The sequence below is a fragment of the Stieleria varia genome (assembly GCF_038443385.1).
Classification (GTDB): Bacteria; Planctomycetota; Planctomycetia; order Pirellulales; family Pirellulaceae; genus Stieleria; species Stieleria varia.
Genome location: NZ_CP151726.1, coordinates 81,522 through 101,598, shown reverse-complemented (window position 1 = coordinate 101,598; position 20,077 = coordinate 81,522). Strand labels below are relative to the sequence as shown.

18 protein-coding genes are annotated in these 20,077 nt (G+C 57.4%); 13 read left to right on the top strand and 5 right to left on the bottom strand.

Annotated features, from left to right (window positions below):
• Nucleotides 1–10: 10 nt before the first annotated feature.
• The 8 genes from Pla52nx_RS00420 to Pla52nx_RS00385 all read left to right on the top strand — a co-directional run bounded on the left by Pla52nx_RS00420 (nucleotide 11) and on the right by Pla52nx_RS00385 (nucleotide 7,114).
• On the top strand, nucleotides 11–985 hold the full coding sequence (locus Pla52nx_RS00420; RefSeq protein WP_146521875.1) for a type II secretion system F family protein: 975 nt from the start codon (nucleotides 11–13) through the stop codon (nucleotides 983–985).
• The gene (locus Pla52nx_RS00415) at nucleotides 982–1,854 is read left to right on the top strand and encodes a hypothetical protein (RefSeq protein WP_146521876.1); all 873 of its coding nucleotides are present in this window, start codon (nucleotides 982–984) and stop codon (nucleotides 1,852–1,854) included. The genes Pla52nx_RS00420 and Pla52nx_RS00415 overlap by 4 nt, the downstream gene beginning before the upstream one ends.
• Before the next feature lie 7 nt (nucleotides 1,855–1,861).
• Nucleotides 1,862–3,013, top strand: a complete 1,152-nt coding sequence (locus Pla52nx_RS00410; protein ID WP_146521877.1) for a hypothetical protein — start codon at nucleotides 1,862–1,864, stop codon at nucleotides 3,011–3,013.
• A 62-nt stretch (nucleotides 3,014–3,075) separates the two neighbouring features.
• Complete coding sequence (locus Pla52nx_RS00405; protein WP_197454860.1) at nucleotides 3,076–3,486, top strand: hypothetical protein; 411 nt, start codon at nucleotides 3,076–3,078, stop codon at nucleotides 3,484–3,486.
• A complete protein-coding gene (locus Pla52nx_RS00400) occupies nucleotides 3,479–3,949 on the top strand; it encodes a type IV pilus modification PilV family protein (protein ID WP_146521879.1) in 471 nt (156 codons plus the stop codon). The genes Pla52nx_RS00405 and Pla52nx_RS00400 overlap by 8 nt, the downstream gene beginning before the upstream one ends.
• A complete protein-coding gene (locus Pla52nx_RS00395; RefSeq protein ID WP_146521880.1) occupies nucleotides 3,946–4,323 on the top strand; it encodes a hypothetical protein in 378 nt (125 codons plus the stop codon). The genes Pla52nx_RS00400 and Pla52nx_RS00395 overlap by 4 nt, the downstream gene beginning before the upstream one ends.
• An 8-nt stretch (nucleotides 4,324–4,331) precedes the next feature.
• Entirely contained in the window at nucleotides 4,332–5,372 is a 1,041-nt protein-coding gene (locus tag Pla52nx_RS00390; RefSeq protein WP_342190316.1) for a DUF1559 domain-containing protein, read from the top strand.
• Nucleotides 5,369–7,114: a hypothetical protein gene (locus tag Pla52nx_RS00385; RefSeq protein ID WP_146521881.1), complete on the top strand. Its 1,746-nt coding sequence runs from the start codon at nucleotides 5,369–5,371 to the stop codon at nucleotides 7,112–7,114. Before Pla52nx_RS00390 ends, Pla52nx_RS00385 begins: the two co-directional genes overlap by 4 nt.
• Before the next feature lie 39 nt (nucleotides 7,115–7,153).
• Here the strand turns inward: Pla52nx_RS00385 and Pla52nx_RS00380 are convergent, their stop codons facing one another.
• Entirely contained in the window at nucleotides 7,154–8,623 is a 1,470-nt protein-coding gene (locus Pla52nx_RS00380) for a tetratricopeptide repeat protein (protein ID WP_197454861.1), read from the bottom strand.
• Nucleotides 8,624–9,004: 381 nt separating this feature from the next.
• On the bottom strand, nucleotides 9,005–9,568 hold the full coding sequence (locus Pla52nx_RS00375) for a hypothetical protein (protein ID WP_231742244.1): 564 nt from the start codon (nucleotides 9,566–9,568) through the stop codon (nucleotides 9,005–9,007).
• 111 nt (nucleotides 9,569–9,679) lie between these two features.
• On the opposite strand from Pla52nx_RS00375, the gene Pla52nx_RS00370 reads away from it, so the two are divergent.
• Nucleotides 9,680–9,871, top strand: coding sequence for a hypothetical protein (locus Pla52nx_RS00370; RefSeq protein WP_146521883.1), 192 nt, complete (start codon nucleotides 9,680–9,682; stop codon nucleotides 9,869–9,871).
• Nucleotides 9,872–10,371: 500 nt separating this feature from the next.
• Here Pla52nx_RS00370 and Pla52nx_RS00365 read toward each other — a convergent pair whose 3' ends face one another.
• Complete coding sequence (locus Pla52nx_RS00365; RefSeq protein WP_146521884.1) at nucleotides 10,372–11,322, bottom strand: hypothetical protein; 951 nt, start codon at nucleotides 11,320–11,322, stop codon at nucleotides 10,372–10,374.
• A 192-nt stretch (nucleotides 11,323–11,514) separates the two neighbouring features.
• On the opposite strand from Pla52nx_RS00365, the gene Pla52nx_RS00360 reads away from it, so the two are divergent.
• A complete protein-coding gene (locus Pla52nx_RS00360) occupies nucleotides 11,515–12,780 on the top strand; it encodes a hypothetical protein (protein ID WP_146521885.1) in 1,266 nt (421 codons plus the stop codon).
• A gap of 30 nt (nucleotides 12,781–12,810) precedes the next feature.
• The gene (locus Pla52nx_RS00355) at nucleotides 12,811–13,680 is read left to right on the top strand and encodes a glycosyltransferase family 2 protein (protein ID WP_146521886.1); all 870 of its coding nucleotides are present in this window, start codon (nucleotides 12,811–12,813) and stop codon (nucleotides 13,678–13,680) included.
• A 90-nt stretch (nucleotides 13,681–13,770) separates the two neighbouring features.
• Here Pla52nx_RS00355 and Pla52nx_RS00350 read toward each other — a convergent pair whose 3' ends face one another.
• Nucleotides 13,771–14,898, bottom strand: a complete 1,128-nt coding sequence (locus Pla52nx_RS00350) for a type III polyketide synthase (protein ID WP_146521887.1) — start codon at nucleotides 14,896–14,898, stop codon at nucleotides 13,771–13,773.
• Between the two features lie 345 nt (nucleotides 14,899–15,243).
• On the opposite strand from Pla52nx_RS00350, the gene Pla52nx_RS00345 reads away from it, so the two are divergent.
• A complete protein-coding gene (locus tag Pla52nx_RS00345; RefSeq protein ID WP_146521888.1) occupies nucleotides 15,244–16,254 on the top strand; it encodes a hypothetical protein in 1,011 nt (336 codons plus the stop codon).
• 4 nt (nucleotides 16,255–16,258) lie between these two features.
• Here the strand turns inward: Pla52nx_RS00345 and Pla52nx_RS00340 are convergent, their stop codons facing one another.
• Nucleotides 16,259–16,903, bottom strand: coding sequence for an MOSC domain-containing protein (locus Pla52nx_RS00340; protein ID WP_146522226.1), 645 nt, complete (start codon nucleotides 16,901–16,903; stop codon nucleotides 16,259–16,261).
• Nucleotides 16,904–17,268: 365 nt separating this feature from the next.
• Here Pla52nx_RS00340 and gyrA point away from each other — a divergent pair, with 365 nt between their 5' ends.
• The gene (gyrA, locus tag Pla52nx_RS00335) at nucleotides 17,269–19,968 is read left to right on the top strand and encodes a DNA gyrase subunit A (RefSeq protein ID WP_146522227.1); all 2,700 of its coding nucleotides are present in this window, start codon (nucleotides 17,269–17,271) and stop codon (nucleotides 19,966–19,968) included.
• The last annotated feature ends 109 nt before the right edge of the window (nucleotides 19,969–20,077 follow it).

The following is a 20,077-nucleotide window of genomic DNA, read 5'->3' as shown; positions in this document are numbered from 1 at the left end:
AGACGGACCAGTGAGCCGAGTAACGGAAACACGACTGGCGGACTTCCTCGACGAGATCGCCGCTGCTGTTCGTTCGGACACACCGTTGTCCGATTGCATGAAACGCTTGCAGCGGACACAGGTCGGCTGGATCGCCAAGACCGCGGATCGTTTTGCCGATGCCTTGTCCGAAGGTCGCACGGCCGCTTCGGTCCTGGAGTCAATGGATGACGTGTTCGGCAAGCAATGTGCCGCGGCGATGAATGTTTGTCAGACCACGGGCGATCCTGCCTTGCTGAATCGTGTTGCCCAGCAATTGAGACGTCGACACTCGCTCAATCGCGATTCACGGATCGCTTGGGTGTACCCGATTCTGTTGCTGTGGGTCGGGTATGCCGTGCTGGTATTGCCCATGAGCAAGACTTTGGCGTCCGCCATGGGAATCTCGCTGGCCAACATTTCGACGCTGCCATCGGGTGCACAGCAGGTCGCAGAATGGATCCGTCAAAACGTTGTGTTCATCGGCATGGGGCTGGCTCTGTTCACCATCGTTGGGATCGTGTGGATGGTGTGGCGACGCCAGCGATTGCCTTTTCATGCCCGTCGACAATTGTTCTGCAGCGCGCTGGCGGATCAAGTTCAGTGCGGCGTCGCAGACCAGCCGGCGATCCAAGCCGCTGCGGCAATTGCCGGTGAAACTCATCTAGCCGCTCATCCGCCGGAAACGTTGGCGGACTCTCCGATAGGTGACTGGTTGAGAAAGTTCGGTGTCCGGGGGCGACAAGAGGAGAATCAACAGGGGATCATTGCGGCGTTTCGGTCGATGGCATCTCGTCATGAGTTTGTTGGGCGGCGTCACCATTACATCTGGACCCGAATGATTCCCGGCGTGGCGAGTCTGCTGATTGGCGGCTCGCTGATTCTGGGCTATTTGTATTTTGTGATCGGTCCGGTTTACCTGTCGATCGCGACGACCACCTTCGATGGCGGAGCAGTATCGCCATGATGGGTCTCGAACCAACAATCGCTGCGGTCTTGATGGCAGGCAAGGACAACGCCACGCCCGCCGATCAGGATGGACCGACAGCGGACCCGAACGTGCTTGGATTCTTGGTTGCTTGCCAAGAAAGACGGCAATTGCGAAGTCGACTTTGGTGGTGTTGGGTTGGCGGTTGGTTGATGATGACCACCGCGGCAGCCATCGGTTGTTTCTTTGCACTTCGCATGAATCATTTCATGCACGAGATACTGAAAAGTAATCGGGACGATGACGGTTTCAGTTGGTTTTCCGTTTCGTCGCCATCAACACCGCCGTGGACGTCACTGGCGGCCGCGCCGGTGCTGGGTGCCGTCGCCGTGCTGTTGGTCGCGATTGCAGTGGTGGCGGTTCTTCGCAAGCGATTGCCGGGTGCGGATAACGCCTTGTTGGCGATCGACTGGGCGAACACGGCCGACGCTGTCGCCCGGTTGCTCGATCATGGAAAGACGTACCCGGAAACATTCCGGTTGGTCGCTCGGACTTGCCAGACAGGACACGTCCGACAATGGCTGCTGCGTTCAGCACAACGCATCGAGTCGGGGTACGGCGGGGCGATCTCAGGAGCAGCCGGGGTGCCTTTGTCGGGCGACGCAGCGTTGCTGACGGTTCTGGTGGACCACTCCGGCGATCAACCGCAGATCGGATGGCAGGCAGCGCGGGATCACTTTGACTCAGTGTCGCACCGACGTGGGCAACTGACGCTCGCTCTGTTTCCTGTGTTCGCGGTCCTGGTCTCTGGACTGCTGCTGTGGCTGTCGATGGCCACCACGATGGGTTGGATTTGGTATCAGGTGTTGGAGATCATCAATTCTTTTAGCAACAACTCTTTGTTTTGATTCCTGGATGAACATCCCCATCTTGAACTACCGTCTGCAAATCGCATTGATCGTCGTATCGATCCTGATAGCGTTGGGATTGTTTGGATTCGTTGTTCCATCGATCTTGGGTCTGTTGTTGAGTATCGCTGTGATCTTCATGATCGTGAAATGGACCAGATTGCAGCGTCGCGCCGATGCCATCGCATTGAACGCTGCGCTGCGACTGGTTTGTGATCGCGACGGATCGGTGCAAGCGTTGTTGGGGGCGGCGACGACGAGCGGCTCGCTGCGACAAGAATGCTACGAGATGGCAAAGAGACTGGAATACGGCGAGGAACCCGTCGCGGCGGCATATCATTCCAAGCTACCGTTGGAGATCGCAACCGCCGTGGCCATGCGAGCACGTCAGAGCGAAAAACCATCCAATCGCACCGCCATGGAAGACGAAACCGACACACCGATGCTGGCAATCGCTCAGCAAGCCGATCACGAATCGTCAATCCAGGCTCGCTACGCTTACCTGACCGTGACCGTTTTGGCCTGCAGTTTTGTGATGATGTTTATTGGAACTTTCATTGTGCCGACGTTCAACAAAGTCTCCGAAGAAACGCAGATGAGAGGACTTTCCGAAATCCCCGGTGGAATCCATGGCCCCGTGATTCTTTTGCTGTTGGTGTGTCTAGCAATCTTGTGGCTTGGGCCGCGATTGTTCCTCTCTTGGTGGCCGCGAAACAAGATGGCTGGTTGGTCGCTCAACCGGGCGTATCAGAACGCTGAGATTCTGGTCGGCTTGGCCGCGGGCTTGCGACGTTCGATGCCTGTTCACGAAGTGCTCACCATCGCGTCGGCGAACACCCGCGACAAGAAAGGGCAAAGGGCGATTCATCAGGCATTGCAACTGTTGGGTGATGGCACGCGCCCCGCGGATGCGTTTCACAAGGTTGGCTGGATCGACTCGGATCAACAAAGCCGTTTAACAGAAAGTTCTGCACAGCGTGCGGCCGATTTGCTCGACGGGTTTGCGATCGACGGCGTGCGAGGCGCAATTCATCGTTTGCGATGGTGGACCGCAATCGTTCATCCCGTGATCGTCTGCTGCGTCGGTCTGTGTGTGGCAATGTACGCGATTTGGATCGTGGGATTCATGAGCAGTTGGATATTGGGGGGTGCTGCATGAGCGGATGCATTAGACACAGTCGGTACGGCTACAGTCGAGCGCGTTGCCGTCGCATGGGCAGCATGCTAATCGAAGTCGCGGTGGCGTCGGCGTTGCTGGTGGCGACCATCGTTGCCGTCGGCAAACTCTCTTGGTCTGCTCGCTCGCTGCAAACCCGCAGCGGCGAAGCGTTGGCGACCCAATTGGCGGTCGAGAACGTGATGGATCAGATCCAGGGAATGTCTAGCTCTGACATCTCTGCCTCTGTGAAGCGATGGACCGATGATCGCGAACTGACCTGTGGTTGTGTCGTGACCATTGGGACCAGTGATGCCTCCATCGGTGAAAGTCCCGTCGTTCGAGCGATTGTGACTGCGATGCATCCAGCGGGGACCACCCGCAAATCGGTGCGTTGGTGGGCTGAGCCACAGCAAGAGACATCGAGCGTTGAGATCAAGGCCGACACCGAAAGGGAGGGAGCGGACAATGAATGATCCTGCTCGTCGAAATGGACTCACGCTGGTGGAGGTGGTTGCTGTCTTGGGCTGTCTGCTGTTCATCGGTGTGACCGCCACGACATTGCTGCAACGAGTCGCACTGGTCGGCAAGGAAGTCGCCCAGAACGAATTGGCGGTCAACCAAATTCAGCGGCTGGCCGATGACTTGCGCTCCGATGTTCAGGCGGCGGAGACGATTGAGTCCACCGCACCCGGTCAGCTCAAAATCCAGGTAGGCGGAAAAATCATCGAGTATTTTGTGCGTCAACGACCCAAACGAATCGAGCGTTTGATTCGAAATGAACCCGAGGGGCAGTTGGAGACGTATTGTTTGACGGAGACTTGTGAACCAGGATTCGCCGTCGGGAACGAGGCAGTGAAGCTGAAACTGTCGGGCGATTCGGCGGCGGAGAATGAGTGGTTGGCCGTTTGGATCATTCAGGCGAGGCGTACCCCATGAACTCGACCCTCAAACGCTCCGTAAAAGGTACCCGACGCGTCGGCGCGGCCATGCTGCTGCTCGTTGCGATCGTCATGCTGGTCGTCGTGTTTGCCGGACAAGCGTTGGTGACGGGGACCGTGCGATCTCAAAACCACTGGATGCAAAGCGAACGACTGCAGACGCTGGAGTCTGCGATCGCAACGGTGTCGGAGCTACCCGCTTCGGATCTTGTTGCGCCGGTTCGCTTGGCGATCGATGACAATCGCCAGTGGGTGACACTGACGTTGAGCGATGATGGCGACAGAATCACGGCGCGGTGGATGAGTGACGACCAAGTGCTCGCTGAGCTTTCGCGAGATCGAGAACAGAACGTTTCGGATGATGACAAATGAAAAAGACAATGATGACTTCTCAATCGATGACTTGCCATTCCAAGAGTCTCACTGACACGCGACGAAGTGCACAGCGAAGTCTTCGTCTCGCGTTCACGTTGGTCGAGTTGTTGGTGGTGATCGCGATCATCGGCATCCTGGTCGGCATGCTGTTGCCCGCTGTACAAAACATGCGGGAACTGGCAAGACGAAATCAGTGCCAACAGAATTTGGCAGGGTTGGCGCTCGCCTTGTCGGCTTATTCGATGGAGACCGGGCACTATCCCGCTGGCAGCATCAATCCCACCGGACCGATTCAGTCCGTGCCTCAAGGATATCACCACAATTGGATCGCCGCCTTGTTGCCTCAACTGGATGCCAAAGTGGTGGCCAACCAGATCGATACCGATGTCAGTGTGTATCACGAGAATAACGCGCCGGTCCGCGCGCTAACCCTGCCCATGGTTCGGTGCCCGTCGGCTGCAGAAGTCCGCGACTACACGAGCGCGTACGCTGGAATCATTTCGTCGATCGAGACGCCGATTGACGAAGGAACCAATGGGATGTTTCGGTTGAATCAGCCGGTCACACAACGCGATGTGACCGACGGTTTGGCCTACACGCTGATCGTGGGCGAGCATCTGGTGGATTTCGACGACGACTTGGGATGGATGTCGGGAACCCGATCGACACTGCGAACGGCGGGTCATCCGATCAATGCCGAACGACAGGCGATACGTGCGCCCGGTGCAAAACCGCAGGGACCGCTGTACGTCGGCGGCTTGGCAAGCGACCATCCTTCGGGTGCGCATACGCTGACCTGTGCAGGCGAAGTCCGTTTTTTCAGCTCATCGACAGATCAGAGAATCTTGGCGCAGATGGCCGATCGTCGCGATGGAAAGCTGCCGATCGGTTGGAATGATGGCGGACCCGTGGTGACGTCGGAACCAGAGACGGCAGGCGAAGCAGCGACGGGCGACCAGGCAACAGAATCTGACCAAGACACGCCAGACCAAGACACACCAGAACAAGAGAAGCCTGCCGTCGAAGACGCAGATGAGCCAAAATGATCCGACTGCTGCGACGACGTTGGTACCGCAGCCTGTTGCTGGCGTTATTGTTCGCTTGGGCAATGACGTTTCTTGGCGCCGGATATCTTGAATACAAGCCGTTCAGTGTTGCCGGTGACAGCGATTGGATGCAATTGGTGATGCTGGGATTGCTTTCCGCCGGAACCAGCGGATTTGCAATGCTGATCGTCGTCGCATTGCTGCTGAAGGCCAGAGTGTCGGTGGCAGTTGTGTTGGTGCTGGTGGTCTCGTCCTGCTACACGACAGCCATCGGTGCTCGCGTGTCCCTGGGTGAATTCATCGAATACCGAGACTGGTTTGTGTTCGGTTTGGTGTCGGGTGTGTTGATTTGGCGAGAGGCAACGCGGGGCAATCTGGCTGGCGAGCGTTACTTGCAGGCGTCAGGAATGCTGGTGCTTGGCCCACCAGGGCGGTGGAATGTGTGGATGCCCTTCTTGGTTTGGCTGGCGTTTGCTGCGGTCGCGATCATTCTACCGCAGGAAACTGTCATTGATGTTTGGGGAGACATATCCAGTCATTATTATCGGTCGATGGTGGGTGGCGAGGAAGCTTGTGCTTTCGCCACGGGGTTGGTTGGCTTTGGCATTGCAATCATCTGTCTCCATGGAACCCTTGATCATCGCGAGCATTGGGTGCGATCAGTCGTCGCTACCGTGACATGCTCTGTGATGGGGCTGTTGGCCATAGGTGCCTTCACCACATCCGATTGGCTCATGTACCGTTACGAAATGGCGATCATCGCGGTGACAGGCATGCTCTCCACGATCGGCATATCGATCTTTCTCAGCCGTACGGGCTGGCAGATGAATCCAGAACCTGCGGTTGGAATAACGTTCCAGAACAGATTGAGGTTTTCCTCGATCGAGCGAGAGAAAGGCGTCGTAAGGAAGCATGGCTGGCCAACGGTTTGTGGCTTGGTTCTGGCGGCAGTCGCAGTGCGCATCGCTCACTCATGGTTGTTCCAACACTTTACCGTCAGCCCATTCTCAGACCTTGACGGGTTTGTGTTTGCGGCGATGACCGGCCTGTGCATGACTGCCTACTGCGTGCTCCTGACATCCATTACGCTCGTGGTGGTCTCTGTCGGGATAACGTCAGGACAGTCTTTTCTGGCGACGCTCCTGCAGGGTTCGTTCATCTTGACGGCAACTGACGCAATTGCTCAGACCCTGATGTTTCGAATCGACACGACGTGGGAAGCGTCGCTTTTGTACATCGTCATATTGGCTGCACCCGCTCTTTCTGCTGCGAGATTCTTTCTATTGCCATCAGGACGACGCAGTCGATGGATTGGTCCTTCACCGCCAACAAAGCGGACGCGCCAATGGGGCATCGGAGATCTGATGTGGATCACGCTCGTCGTTGGCGTCGAGCTGGCTGCGGTCCGCGCGATCAGAGAGTACTGGGAAGAACTTGCAGTAGTTGCCGTCTTGATGACAGTCATTCTGTTCGTCACCGCTATCATGCTTCGCATACACTTAGCGGGCTGGTGGCTGCTGGACCTCGTGAAAGTGTTCCTGCTACTGAGTATCCCAGTAAGCGGTGCCATCTTGCAGGAAGTGTTTCAATTCTCCATTTTCTCCGCCGGAACGGTTCCTGCAATTTTGTTCACGATTGGTCCCCTGTTCCTCACCATCTATCTGGTCGCCGGTTGGCTGGAGCAGAATGGTTGGCGAGGCGGGCGCCGCAGTGAAGAGGACGCCCTAAAAAGGACACTCTGAGCAAGTCAAAGAATGCGGCTTGCGATCAAACCGCAGGGATCAGTTTTCTTCCGGAAACGGAAAGTTGAATCCCGGCGGCAACGTCATCGGACCACTTGTGGTCGGCGCGGCTTGAGTGGGTGCCGTTTGAGTTGGAGTCGGCTGCTGAGTCTGCGTTGCCGGCGGAGTTGCCGTGCCCGCAGGCAGTGTTGCACTCGGGGTGTTCGTCGTTGCACCGACCGGCGGCGTCGATGACGGCATACGATACGTTGCGCTTTGGTAAGTCGGCTGAGTGCCGGGCGTCGAGCTTGCGCCAGTCACTTGCGGTGCTGTGCCGGTCGGCAAAGTCGCGTAGCCGGGTTGCATCTTCGTGCTGGCCATTTGGTACACGGGAGTGGTCGCGTTTCCAGGAACTCCCGTTGCGGGTACCCCGGTAGACGGTGTTGTTGTCGCTTGGCCATTGGCAGCCATTTGAGTGGTCGCCGCGCCAGATGGTGCTGTACCAACGGGTGCTACTCCAGGAGTCCCGTTGACCGATTGAACGATCGCGGTTCCGGGGCCGCCGACGGCTGGACCGGCGGGCGACTGCAATTGTGCGAGCAACTGTTTTGATCGATCGACCGCACGACGCGTCGACAAGTCACCTGCGGCTTGCGGCTCGTACTTCATGGCCAAGTTGAGTTGCTCACTGGCTTGCACGGTTTGCCCTTTGCGATAGTGCAAGAATGCCATGTTGTAGTGGGCAACGGCAGGTTTGTTGTTCTTGGACAGCACATCCAGTGCACCTGCGGCGTCGCCGGCATCGAATCGAACGCTGGCCAAGCTATTCGCATAACGCGACGTGCCTGGTTCCAGCTCCAGGGCGCGAGTCAGGTGCGAGGAGGCACCATCCATATTACCCATCCGGCTCATCGCGACACCCAGGTCGTGCTGCAAAGCGGCTTCATCCGGTTTTCGCTTGACCGCGCGGCTGAAGAAATCGACGGCTTGCTCGTGGTTTCCTTGACGGAAGTGCAAACGTCCCACCATCGACAGCGCGTCGGCGTTGTCGGGATCCTTCTCCAGGGCTTGAGCGTAGCTCGTCATCGCTTTCTCAAGGTTACCTGTTGATTCCCAAAGTCGGCCGTTGGCGATGAACACCTCCGGACTGACTTCGACTTTGTTGTCCAATCGCAATGGATCGGGCTGTGATTCGACTTGAGTGGTCTTGCCCGCCAACTCATCATCCGACTTGAACCAACCCACCACAGTGTCGCGTGATTTCGTCGCGGCCGACTTGGTACCGTTGACCACCGTGCTGGCAAAGGCCACGGGGGCCGACTTGGTTTCACTACCCAGTGGTTGCGACGCCGTGTCCTTTCTCGAAAAAGGATTCAGGGATGCCAACGATGGCCGACTCATCGAGCAACCGGTCATCGAAACCAGCGACGCACCGAGGATCGATGCGGCGAGTGCTTTCCGAAGCGCCAAGGTCTTTCGTTGCGTGGTCTGTTTGCGGGCGACCGACGATCGTTGGTGGAGCAAAGACATGGATGATGCTATTGAGTCGTTTGAGTTGGAATCAGGATCCAATGTCATCGCTGGTTGCTGCCAGCCGCTTCCGACGACGATTCCGATTCACTGCGGTTTATTGCAGAGGCGCACACGGAGGAGTGATCAAATCAAACCTGCCGGTTGTATCAATCGGACGAATTAACGCGATGACTTCAGTGGGATCTGCAACTGACGCATAAAAGATGTCAGTCATGAAAAAAGGCGGCCTGAGCTGATGCCCAGGCCGCCGTGATTTTTCAATACTTTGCTGTCAAACCCTGCCAATACCAGCACGAAGCGCAAGCGAGTGAATAAAACGCCGTGTATCACTCGCATGCGCGTCGTGCTGGCATCAAAGTCCAACACGCGATTTATCAACTACGGTGCGGTGCTTGCGGCGGTTCCCGACGCACTCTGTGACGGCAGTTTTGGTGTCGGCATGGCGTCCATCCACATACGATTGACGGCGGTGGCACGGGCACCCGATCCCGTTGAGGGCTCACGATCGATCACGAACAATTCCGGAACACCGTTGCGATCGTATCTAGCGAGCGAATCACGAACCGATGCCACGCGAGCGTTGGTTTCGCGTTCGTTTCGGCCACGCAGGACGTAGACGTTGCGGCGATTCGGTGGAGCTTGGGTCGCGATCCAATACAGCTTTTCGTGGCCCGATGCCAGCAAAGCGCCATCGCCTTCGCGGAACAACTGGGCGCCCATCGTGTTGTTCAACCGCCAGCCGTTGTGCTTCATGATCTCAAACGGAGCGATCACATCGCGTGCATCGACATCGTTGTAGGGATCGGGCCATGCGTTGTTGCGGTGAAATCCGACATGCATGTTGTGCCAGAATTGATGCCAGTCTGCCATCGCTGAGGTCGAGACCACGCTGAGGGCGACCAGGGCAAGGATGATTCGTCCGTGAAAATTCATGCGTCGCATGGCTTGGCAGTTCCTTCCGCCTGTGGGATGAACAACGGGAAACCCGATGGCTGGATTGTGTTCGGGACACTGGGTCCCCGGAGGTGGCAGCGCTGATCAAACGAGGATTCAGTGGCGCTCCTTGCATGGTTTCGGCATTCGGACGACTCGCACTTGCAAGTCCTCACTGGCGTCCGAAAACCGCCTGTCATCGAAAAGAACGACGCGTCCGGCACGACCGCGACGATTGCCAATCTGGCCGCGAGCGATACAGAATCTCGCATCGGGACAGTTTCCGCCACCGCCAGAATCGCTACAGTTTAACATGCTCCGTGGCGAGCAATTTCACGACTCAATCAACTGGGCGATCCAACCAGGCTCCGCTTGGCTGAAGCGCGGCCCAAGGCCGAAGGCTGGGCTGTTCATAATTTTGTGTTGACATTGTTTTTTCAGTCCATGTTTTTGTCCCATGCATCGCAATCAGAGTGAGCCTCAGGCGCTAGCCGTGGGCCGGCACCACAATCCGCCTCAGGCCCACGGCTAGCGCCTGAGGCTCATTGGGGGCCAACAGCCTCAGGCCCACGGCTAGCGCCTGAGGCTCACTGGGGGCCACTAGCTGCGCCGGGAGAGGTGACAGAAACTTGCGGAGCGCCATAGTGCCACAACCCCAAATTTTGAACAGCCAACGGCGGAAGGCCCTGTTTGACCCGCAGCCGAAGGCGCAGGCGGAAGCGGCGTATGATCCCGTAAGGCAAACCGTGTGGTGGCGTCTCCTGCGCCTGCGGCTACGGGGCAAACGAAGTGATGCACCGCCCACAGCCGGTTCAATCTTTGGACAGATCCCAAGCGGTCAACCAAGTGGTCTTGGTTGCTTTCATTTGGAAATCCTGCTCCAGACGCTTGGCCATGTCTGACAGGTGACCGGCACCATAAAAGACGGCGATATTCTCTTTGCCGGCATCCAACTCTTCCTTCAAGATCTTAAAGGCTTTGGCATTTCGTCCCTTGATCAGGGTGTTTTCGCCGTTTTCGTCATTGATGCCGGTGGTGACCGATTCCATGTCGATCAGTTGACGCGCCATGACTTGTTTCATTTTTTGGCTGCGATTGTCGCTGAACATGGCAAACAGCATCCCAACATCGCCGCTACTGGACGACTGGGAGGCAAGACCAGCGCCCATCATTCGTGCAACCATTTTCCAGACGGCATCGCCGCGGCGTTCCAGGTCCTCGGAAAATTCTTCGGGGCTCATGTCGGCGTGACGGAAATTCTCCGCCATGTAGTCGATGCGTTCGAGTTGGTACTGCAAGTTCAGCATGTCCTTCATGCCGGTTTGCATGGAGGCGAGCATTCCGCGTCGGCCTTTGAGATCTTCGGGACGAATACGCGTGCCATCGGGAGCGACCAGTTCGTAGAGCACGGTTTGATAGGTGCCCAGCCGCTGATCCAGATCCTTGTAGTAGTCTTTTTCGCCGATATGGACGACACCGACCAAGTCGACCACCGCCCCGTCATGTCGGCTCCCCGGCTGGCCTTCGAATCGAACGATCGCAGTCTGCAACGCGTGTGGCTTTCCTTTTGCGTCGTTTTCGATCCGCAGATACAGTTCGGACTCTTTCTTCGCCGCGTCCGCCTTGGCCTGATCGCCGCCGTCGGCTTTCTTTTCCGTCGCGGATTCTTTTTCGGCAACCGGAGCGACTGCGGATTGCGCCAGCCCCATGGCTGCATCGGCAATGGAGGCAAAAACAAACAGAAGCAAAACGATCCAACGCATCGGGAGAGCCTTTGGAGAAGCTGGGAAGTCTGAAAGATGATTATGGCAGCATTGTGCCGCATCACAGGGCGCAGCATTATCAAAAGGATAGCGCCTGGCGAGCTCCACGGCAACGCAGAGTTTGCTGGGGAAATATTGACTCCGCTGGCAAAAATCGGCTACCACCGTCATTTCGTCCACCCTCACCCCATCTTGGCAGAAAACGGCCCGCGGATGCACCTCAAGACGCTGATCCGGTATCCCATCGATATTCGTCGGGCCCGTCGAATGCTCGCCTCTCGCCCCGACGCGTTGCTCCACCCGTCACTCCGGTCGACGGATTCCGGCGTCGGAACCGGGGGACGTCCGGTCGTGTTGGATCTGACAACCACGGATTTATTGATCGACTGTGGTCGACACTTGATGACACTGGCATGCTGGGCACAGGCGATCGGGTCACCGTTTTCGATCCGCTGCTCACGACTGATCCTGTCAGCGGTTGCCAGAAAGATCCATGGTCGGGAATTGCTCAGTGAGACCGCGGTGCGGTGGTTGGACCCATCGAGCACAGATCGTGAAAATCAGATTCCCGCCGGTGCTCTGGTGCTCTGCGATGCGGAGCCAACCGCGTCACGCGTTGGTAACCATCTGGATTCGGGTGTGACGCGATTGCAAATGCTGATCGGACGCGACATTGATCGCTCGATCCCGGTGATGCCCTATCCGATGCACCCAGCGACATTACAGCAGCTTGCGACAACCGACTTGGAATCACTGCGAGCAACCCCACGTCGCTGCGGAGTATTCTTTGCCGGAAACCAGAAACGCAAGTACGGCGATGACAAGATGCAGCATGAGTTCGGCGTCGTGCCACGATTGGAACTCTTGCAAACTTTGAAACAGAATTTCGCCCCACACATCGCAACACGCCCGTGTGACGACGACGCGACCTGCCCGCGGGGGTTGCCGGTACGCGACAGAATCGTTTTGGTCGACTCGCGGGAACACAGCATCCCCGCCTCGAACTGGCTGACCACGATCGCATCGGCCGAGTTCTTTTTGTGTTGCCCGGGTGCGGCACAACCGACCTGCCATCATTTGATCGAAGCGATGAGCGTGGGAACCATCCCGTTGATTGAGTATGGAGACCGAATGACGCCGCCGCTGGAGGACGACGTCAACGCGGTTTGTTTTTATGGCACCGATGGGCTGGTCACTGCGATCGATCGCATCGAGAGCATGTCATCGGCACAGATCGCGAGACTGCGGCAGGGAGCCATCGCGTACTACGAGCAACATTTGTGCGGTTCACGATTCATGCAAGCCTTGTGTGATGAAACAATCGACCTCTCCGGCGGCCTGATCTGCGTGCCGTTTCATGAACACAACCTTTATGACCATGAAGCTGTCCCTGCGCTGGGCAGATCATCACCGCCCCAATCGTCACCCGGCAAGACCCGGTCTCGACAAGTGGCATGAATCGCAACTCAGCAAACCAACAGGCTCATTGTGACTGACGATCAAACCAACGACAGAAAACCTCGTCGGATCAGCGTGGTGCTCAGCACGTACAACGCGCCTGCATGGTTAGAAAAATCCCTGTGGGGATACGCGATGCAGACGTATCATGATTTTGAATTGATCATAGCCGACGACGGATCGCGATCCGAAACCCGCGACATGATCGAGCGAATCCGCGAGCAGACGCAGATGCTGATCCGGCACGTTTGGCATCTCGACGATGGGTTTCGCAAATGCACGATCCTCAATGAGGCGATACGGGCGGCCAAGGGCGACTACTTGGTGTTCTCCGACGGGGATTGCATCCCGCGTCCCGATTTTCTCGCCCAACATCACGCCGCAGCTTGTCCCGGACGCTTTCTCTCAGGCGGATACTACAAGCTGCCGATGTCGGTCAGTGAAGCGATTTCCGTGGACGACATTCGTAGCGGTCGAGCGTTCTCGGTGTCTTTCTTGCGTTCCAGCGGGTTGCCGTTCTCACCTCGTTGGTTGAGGTTGAACGCGAGAGGAATCTGGGCTGACTTTCTGAACCGGGTCACGACGACCAAGCCGACTTGGAATGGAAACAACGCGTCGGGCTGGACGACGGACATCGTTGCCGCCGGCGGTTTTGATGAACGCATGCGTTACGGCGGCGAAGACCGCGAGTTGGGCGAGCGATTGGAGAACGCGGGCATTCGCGGCAAACACGTGCGATACCAGACCGTTTGCCTGCACCTGGATCACGCACGAGGATACGTCAACGATGCGGATCTGAGGCGAAACCGTGAAATCCGCGACGAGACGCAGCGAACAGGCAGAACACGAACCGAGCACGGTCTGCAGGTGTCTGCAGAGCGTTCTCAAAAAGTTGCCTGAGAGACACGTACCGTCACTTCAGCAAAGCGGCCCCGACTTCGCAAAGCGGCCCTACTTCAGCAAGGCGGCTCCGACTTCGCAAAGCGGCCCCTACTTCAGCAAGGCGGCTTCGGCAACCAAACCAGGTCCGAATCCCAGCAGCACGCGAGGTCCGTTGCGTTTTTCACCGGCTGCGGCTTGCTGAGCAAGACATCGTTGCAAGACGAACAGCACCGTCGGTGAAGACATGTTTCCCAGTTCGCTGAGCACTTCGCGAGACACGGTCACCGAGTCGGTCGGCAAATCCAGCGAGTCGACCACAGCATCCAAGATGCGAGGGCCGCCGGGGTGCACGATCCAATCTTGGACGTCATCGAGAGTCAGATCGTGTTTTGCCAACCAAGCCTGCAACCAAGGACGCAGGTTTTCATGAATCGAATCGGGCACGGCACCACTGAGTCGCATCTCGAAACCGTGGTCGCCGACCATCCACGACATCTTGTCTGTCGTGTCGGGCAGTAGGCACGACTGGGTATCGGCCAACGTCAGCGGATGCATTTCGTTGTTGGACTGGTTGTTGATCACAACGGCCGCGGCTCCATCGGCGAACAAAGCATTGCCCGCCATGGCTTCGGCGTCCCAAGTCATTCGATAGTGCAGGCTGCATAGTTCGACGCAACACATCAGGATGTTGGCATCGGGGTCAGCGGCGGCGAGTCCACGCGCGGCGCGTAGTCCGTTGATCGCACCATGACATCCCATGAATCCGACATGCACACGCTGCGTCGACCCGGGCAATCCGAGAGATTGCAACAAGTGGATGTCGACACCGGGAGCAGAAAACCCTGTGCAAGAAACAGTGACCAAGTGCGTGATGTCTTGCGGGGAGACGGGGCTAATGTCCAGCGCGGCGCGACTGGCACGTTCGGCCAGCGGCGGAGCAAACTTGGCATAGAGGTCCATGCGATGTCCGGTCGGCGGACCATTGCACACTTCAAAGGCCGTTGCCACCGAACCGCCGTCGGATTCGACATGAGCCCCCTTGGCCCACTCGTAACCGGTTTGCCACGGAATCGCGGTGCGTCGCGTTTTCACACCGGACTTGCGAAAGAGAGTCCTGAGCAAGCGTTCTTGCTTAGGGCTATCACAGATCACTTCACTGGACATCGCCAACGCGTCTTCTTGCGCAACCGCGCCCGCTGGCAATGCTGTGCCCAGACCGACAATGGAGCACTGCATGGAACGTTGCCTTTATTGTAAGGATAAGAGAGAACGGGAGCGGCCCAATGGAGACCTGCTTTCGGTCTGGCTAAGCGGCCAAGCCGCTTAAGTGTTACGGCACCTTGCTATTCTCAGTCAAATGGTCACCTGTTGACAAGTGACTAAGCGCCCGAATCGGGGGGTAACGGCTGATTGGTCGGCGTTCCCACAATCGCCTGAATGCTGCCATTGCTGTGAAAAAGAATCTTTCGTAATCGAACAGTGGATCGGCAAACTTGGTCAATTCGCAAGGATTTCCTGCCGATAATTTACTCTTGGACCTTGCGAAGCGACCCATTCGCTCGAAAAAGGGAGGGTTCAGCGATGAAAACGATTTCGGTTTTCGCCGCCTTGTTCGGCGTTCTCCTGTTTCACTCGACGTCTCGTGCACAACGGACGCCACCCGCTGAGGGTCTTGACTTCACGCGTCAGGAACCTCCCCGTTCAGACTTCTTTGCCGAGAACGGGATGGCACGATTTCGGCTGCGATCAGGCCGACTGCACTTGGATCGGTCTTGCTATCGCAAGGGCTCCGCTCAGTTCGCGGTCCCGCCAGAGAACGAAGAGTTCACCGAAACGATCTCCGTGATGGCGGCACGCGGATTACCGTCCATGCACTACAGCGTGAATCATCCCGAACAACGCATCAGTGTGTCGGTTCAAGACGCGACGTGGATGCGAATCGAATCAACACTCACAAAGACCGGTGAGCAAGCGATCTTGGAACAGCCACATCATGGCGAACTGGTCTGGACCGTACAGCGTGGACAACTGAACGAGAAGTATCGCGGTGCGTCGCTGATTCACCTGCTGGCGCAAGATTCAACCGGGATCAAGCTGCATTGCGGCGATCTGTTTCGACAGCTGCTCGACGGTCGATGTCTGATGCAGATCCATCATCAAACTCAAGTCGAGTTGATGGGACAACTGGAAAACATTCCTGAGATCTCGGACACAGCGGTGGATGAACTGATCGAAGGTTTGCGTTCGGACCGCGCATCGTCGCGAAGACATGCGATGAAACAGTTGTTGCAGTTGGGACGGCCCGCTGCGCCAATGTTGCGCAAGGTCCTGTTGTCGAATGATCTGGAGATCGAGCAACGGGAACGAATCCAGGAAGTTCTCGCTCAGATCCTGTCAGTTGAGGATGACACCCCGGCGTCACTTGCGTCCAGCTTGGCCAACGATCGTGAACACTGGCGACACGTGGCGCATCGAATGACCGATGCACAGATTCGGCTGGTGGACCAGCGATTGACGGGTTTAAACCTTGCTCATGTCGCGGGTTTGGACGCTGACTCGCCACGCGACAGGATTTCTTCGCGGCCGCGATAGCGGTTTAGGCCAAGCTGGATTTCCATTCATCCGACAACTCGGTGATGTTCATCAACTCGATGACGGACAAACGTTCCGACTCGCGGCCGAACAAAACATCGTTGGCTCGCGCGACCGTCCAATCAGGGTGAGGACGATCTGTCAACGAAAGTGTATCGCCTGCTTGCAAGGTTCCTGGCGACAGCACTCGAACGTACCAACCGGTTCGACCCGTTTGCGCGACCAGCTTGGTCAGCGTCTTGATTTGCCAACGGCGTGAGATTTTCCAACAAGGTTGTCTCGGCTGACTGACTTGAAGGACACAGTCGCCTGCGGTGTAGACGTCGCCTAGGTAAACCGAGTGTTCGTCGACGCTGGCGAGGGTCAGGTTTTCGCCAAAACCGCCAGCAGCCCACGGATGACCGGGCAGTTCAGCCGACCAACTCTCGTAGTGGCTCGCGGCGTAACACAGGATCGCTTTCTCGGGCCCGCCGTGAACTCTCGTGTCCGCGACTTCATCCCCGATGATGCCCGTCGGGGACACGGTGACCTTGCCGGCTAACGGCTGCTTGTCAAACGCGCTGGTCCAGTGGCATTGAGTCACGTCACGCGTTTCCGGATCGCCTTCGCTGCGAACCGTGCCGATCTGGATGGACTGGATGGTGATCAAGCGACGAAACCGGTCGAAATGGAGTCATAGGTTCGGTCCCATTGTGGCTCACCAAGGGCATCTGGGCAACGCCAGCGGTGAGCGTGCCCTCGTTGTGACAATGCACGCCAAATGGTACAATCTCTGGTTCAAAATGAACGCTATTTTTACGGCCTTTTGGGCCGTTTTGACCTCCTCGCTAGGACACCACGTTGGCTGACGAAAACGAACCCGTCGATGGCAACCAAGACGAAGAAGAGAACGGTGCGTTGACCCCTGGCGCGGGCGGCGGTTCCGACGACGGAGGCTCCGGCACGGACATTCCGGCGGCCTCCGGCGATTTCGGCGGCAGCAGCGACGGCAACGGCGGCGCTGGGGCGCTGCGGATGATCGATTTGCCCATCGAAGACGAGTTGCGGGACAGCTATTTGACCTACGCAATGAGCGTCATCGTCAGCCGAGCATTACCCGACGTGCGTGACGGATTGAAACCGTCGCAGCGTCGAATCCTGGTCGCCATGAATGACCTCAATCTCGGCCCCGGCAGCAAACGAGTCAAATGCGCAAAGATCTCCGGTGACACCTCCGGTAACTATCACCCGCACGGTGAAAGTGTGATCTATCCGACGCTGGTTCGGATGGCACAAGAATGGAACATGCGTGCCCTGCTGATCGACAAACAGGGAAACTTTGGCAGCATCGCCGGACTCCCGCCGGCGGCCATGCGATACACCGAAGCTCGCTTGAGCGCCGTCGCCGCGGCAATGCTGGATGACTTGAAACTCGACACAGTCGATTTCATCCCGACGTACGACGAAGTACGGACGGAACCGACGGTTCTGCCAAGTAAATTCCCCAACCTGCTGATCAACGGCAGCGGTGGGATCGCGGTGGGCATGGCGACCAGCATTCCGCCTCACAACCCGACCGAGATCTGTGACGCGGTCATCAAGCTGATCGACGAACCCGATACGACCAACGAAGAACTCTTTGACATCGTTCCCGGTCCGGACTTCCCCACCGGCGGCATCATCTGCGGTCGCGCAGGTATCCGTCGCGGCTACAAAACAGGTCGCAGCACGATCGTCGTCAGGGCGAAGTGCAGCGTCGAGGAGATGAAGGGAAATCGGCATCGAATCATCGTTTCCGAAATCCCCTATCAACAATACCGCGACCGCGTGGTCGAAAAGATCGCCGCTCTGGTCAACGGCGATCGTATCAAAGGCATCTCGGGGATTCGCGACGAGAGCGATTTGAAGGAACCCGTGCGTTTGGTCATTGAACTCAAACGCAACGAAGATCCCGATGTGATCCTCAATCAGCTCTACCAATTCTCGCCGCTGCAGGACACGTTCTCACTGATTTTCTTGGCCTTGGTCGATGGCAAACCCCGCGAGTTGACGCTCAAGGAAATGCTGACCGAGTTCATTCGTCACCGAGTCAGTGTGATTCGCCGACGAACACAGTTCTTGTTGGCCAAAGCACGCCGACGCAAACACACGGTCGAAGGATTGTTGTTGGCCCTGGCCGACATCGACCAAATCATCCGTACGATCCGCGAAAGTCGCACGCAGGCGGAAGCCAAAGAGCGATTGATGGGCATCGAGTGCCCTGCATCGATGATGCAACGAGCATTGGGCGACGAAGGATTCCGGCAGTTCCAAATGGAACGCGGCGAATCCGACACCTACACTCTGACCAGCGTGCAGACGGACGAAATCCTCCGCATGCGTCTGGGCCAGTTGGTCAACTTGGAACAAGAAAAGCTGACCGAAGAGCACGCTCAATTGCTTGCCGAGATCACCGATTACCTGGACATCCTGGCCAAGCCAGCTCGGGTCTACGCCATCATCAAGGAAGACCTGGAGGAGATGAAGCGTCGCTTCGGCAGCAAACGACGCACACAGATCACCAACGAGGAACTCGGCAACATCGATTTGGAGGATCTGATCACCGAAGAAACGATGGTGGTGTCGATCAGCCACGAAGGGTTCATCAAACGCACTCCGTCGAGCGTCTACAAGTCACAACGCCGTGGCGGCAAAGGACTCAAGGGAGCCAAGGTCGGCGACGAAGATCCGATCGAGCACTTGTTCGTCGCCAGTACCCACGCCTACCTGCTATTTCTGACCACGACTGGCAAAGTCCGCTGGCAAAAGGTCTACGACCTGCCGCAACTGCCCCGTGATGCCAAAGGACGCGCAATCGTCAATCTGCTGTCGTTGGACGAAAACGAAAAGATCGCCGCCTGCCTGCCCGTGCGTGATTTCAACCAGGATGGTTTCTACGTGACAATGGCGACCCGCAGCGGGTTGATCAAAAAGACACCGCTGGAACAGTACAGCCGTCCCAAACGTGGTGGCATCATCGCGATCAAATTGCGTGAAGGCGACGAGTTGGTCGACGCACGCGTCGTCGGCCCCGGCGACGAACTGGTCCTCGTGACCCACGGCGGAATGGCGATCCGGTTCAAAGAGTCCGACTCTCGCCCGATGGGCCGCAACACCTCCGGTGTCAAAGGCATCACCCTGGTCGGAGACGATGGCGTCGTCGGCATGGTGGTCGCCGATCCCGAGGCCACGTTGCTGACGGTCTGCGAAAAAGGCTACGGCAAACGCACCCTGTTCGGACCCAATGCGATCACGGAAGAGGGTGAGTCCGAAAACGAATCCGAGAGCAGTAGCGGGTCGGCACGGTACCGAACACAAAGGCGTGGCGGGAAAGGTCTGCGCGACATTCGCACCAGCGAACGCAATGGACCGGTGATCGCGATCACAAACGTGACCGACGACGACGAAATCTTTTTGATGACCGCCAAGGGCAAGCTGCAGCGGATCAAAGCCGCCGACGTGAACGTCATCGGACGCAACACACAAGGCGTGCGGATCATGAGCCTGGATGATGGCGACTCCGTGATCGCTGCCGTCCGTGTTCCACCGGAGGAAGACACCGGCGAAGAAATCCCGCTTGCCGACATCCCCACAACACCGCCCGCTGAGGGGCAAGCTGATGGAGCGACGGTTGCAGACGCCGATGCACCGGCAATCGAAACCGATGGAGAATCGACGACTCCGTCGGACGAGTAAGCCACACCGGGCTTGCCGGCTCACACACGTCAGGTCAGTCGCGGATGCGACGACAGCATACAGCCTGGGGCGCGAGCCCTCTTTATCCTACACATCTTTTTTTCTACCC

Bases quoted from the DNA above. Each gene is read 5' to 3' on its own strand.
- Pla52nx_RS00375 (WP_231742244.1), bottom strand. From the start codon at position 9,568: ATGCGACGCATGAATTTTCACGGACGAATCATCCTTGCCCTGGTCGCC.
- Pla52nx_RS00345 (WP_146521888.1), top strand. From the start codon at position 15,244: ATGAAAACGATTTCGGTTTTCGCCGCCTTGTTCGGCGTTCTCCTGTTT.
- Pla52nx_RS00400 (WP_146521879.1), top strand. From the start codon at position 3,479: ATGAATGATCCTGCTCGTCGAAATGGACTCACGCTGGTGGAGGTGGTT.
- Pla52nx_RS00390 (WP_342190316.1), top strand. From the start codon at position 4,332: ATGATGACTTCTCAATCGATGACTTGCCATTCCAAGAGTCTCACTGAC.
- Pla52nx_RS00405 (WP_197454860.1), top strand. From the start codon at position 3,076: ATGCTAATCGAAGTCGCGGTGGCGTCGGCGTTGCTGGTGGCGACCATC.
- Pla52nx_RS00385 (WP_146521881.1), top strand. From the start codon at position 5,369: ATGATCCGACTGCTGCGACGACGTTGGTACCGCAGCCTGTTGCTGGCG.
- Pla52nx_RS00350 (WP_146521887.1), bottom strand. From the start codon at position 14,898: ATGCAGTGCTCCATTGTCGGTCTGGGCACAGCATTGCCAGCGGGCGCG.
- gyrA (WP_146522227.1), top strand. From the start codon at position 17,269: ATGATCGATTTGCCCATCGAAGACGAGTTGCGGGACAGCTATTTGACC.
- Pla52nx_RS00365 (WP_146521884.1), bottom strand. From the start codon at position 11,322: ATGCGTTGGATCGTTTTGCTTCTGTTTGTTTTTGCCTCCATTGCCGAT.
- Pla52nx_RS00395 (WP_146521880.1), top strand. From the start codon at position 3,946: ATGAACTCGACCCTCAAACGCTCCGTAAAAGGTACCCGACGCGTCGGC.
- Pla52nx_RS00380 (WP_197454861.1), bottom strand. From the start codon at position 8,623: ATGTCTTTGCTCCACCAACGATCGTCGGTCGCCCGCAAACAGACCACG.
- Pla52nx_RS00410 (WP_146521877.1), top strand. From the start codon at position 1,862: ATGAACATCCCCATCTTGAACTACCGTCTGCAAATCGCATTGATCGTC.
- Pla52nx_RS00415 (WP_146521876.1), top strand. From the start codon at position 982: ATGATGGGTCTCGAACCAACAATCGCTGCGGTCTTGATGGCAGGCAAG.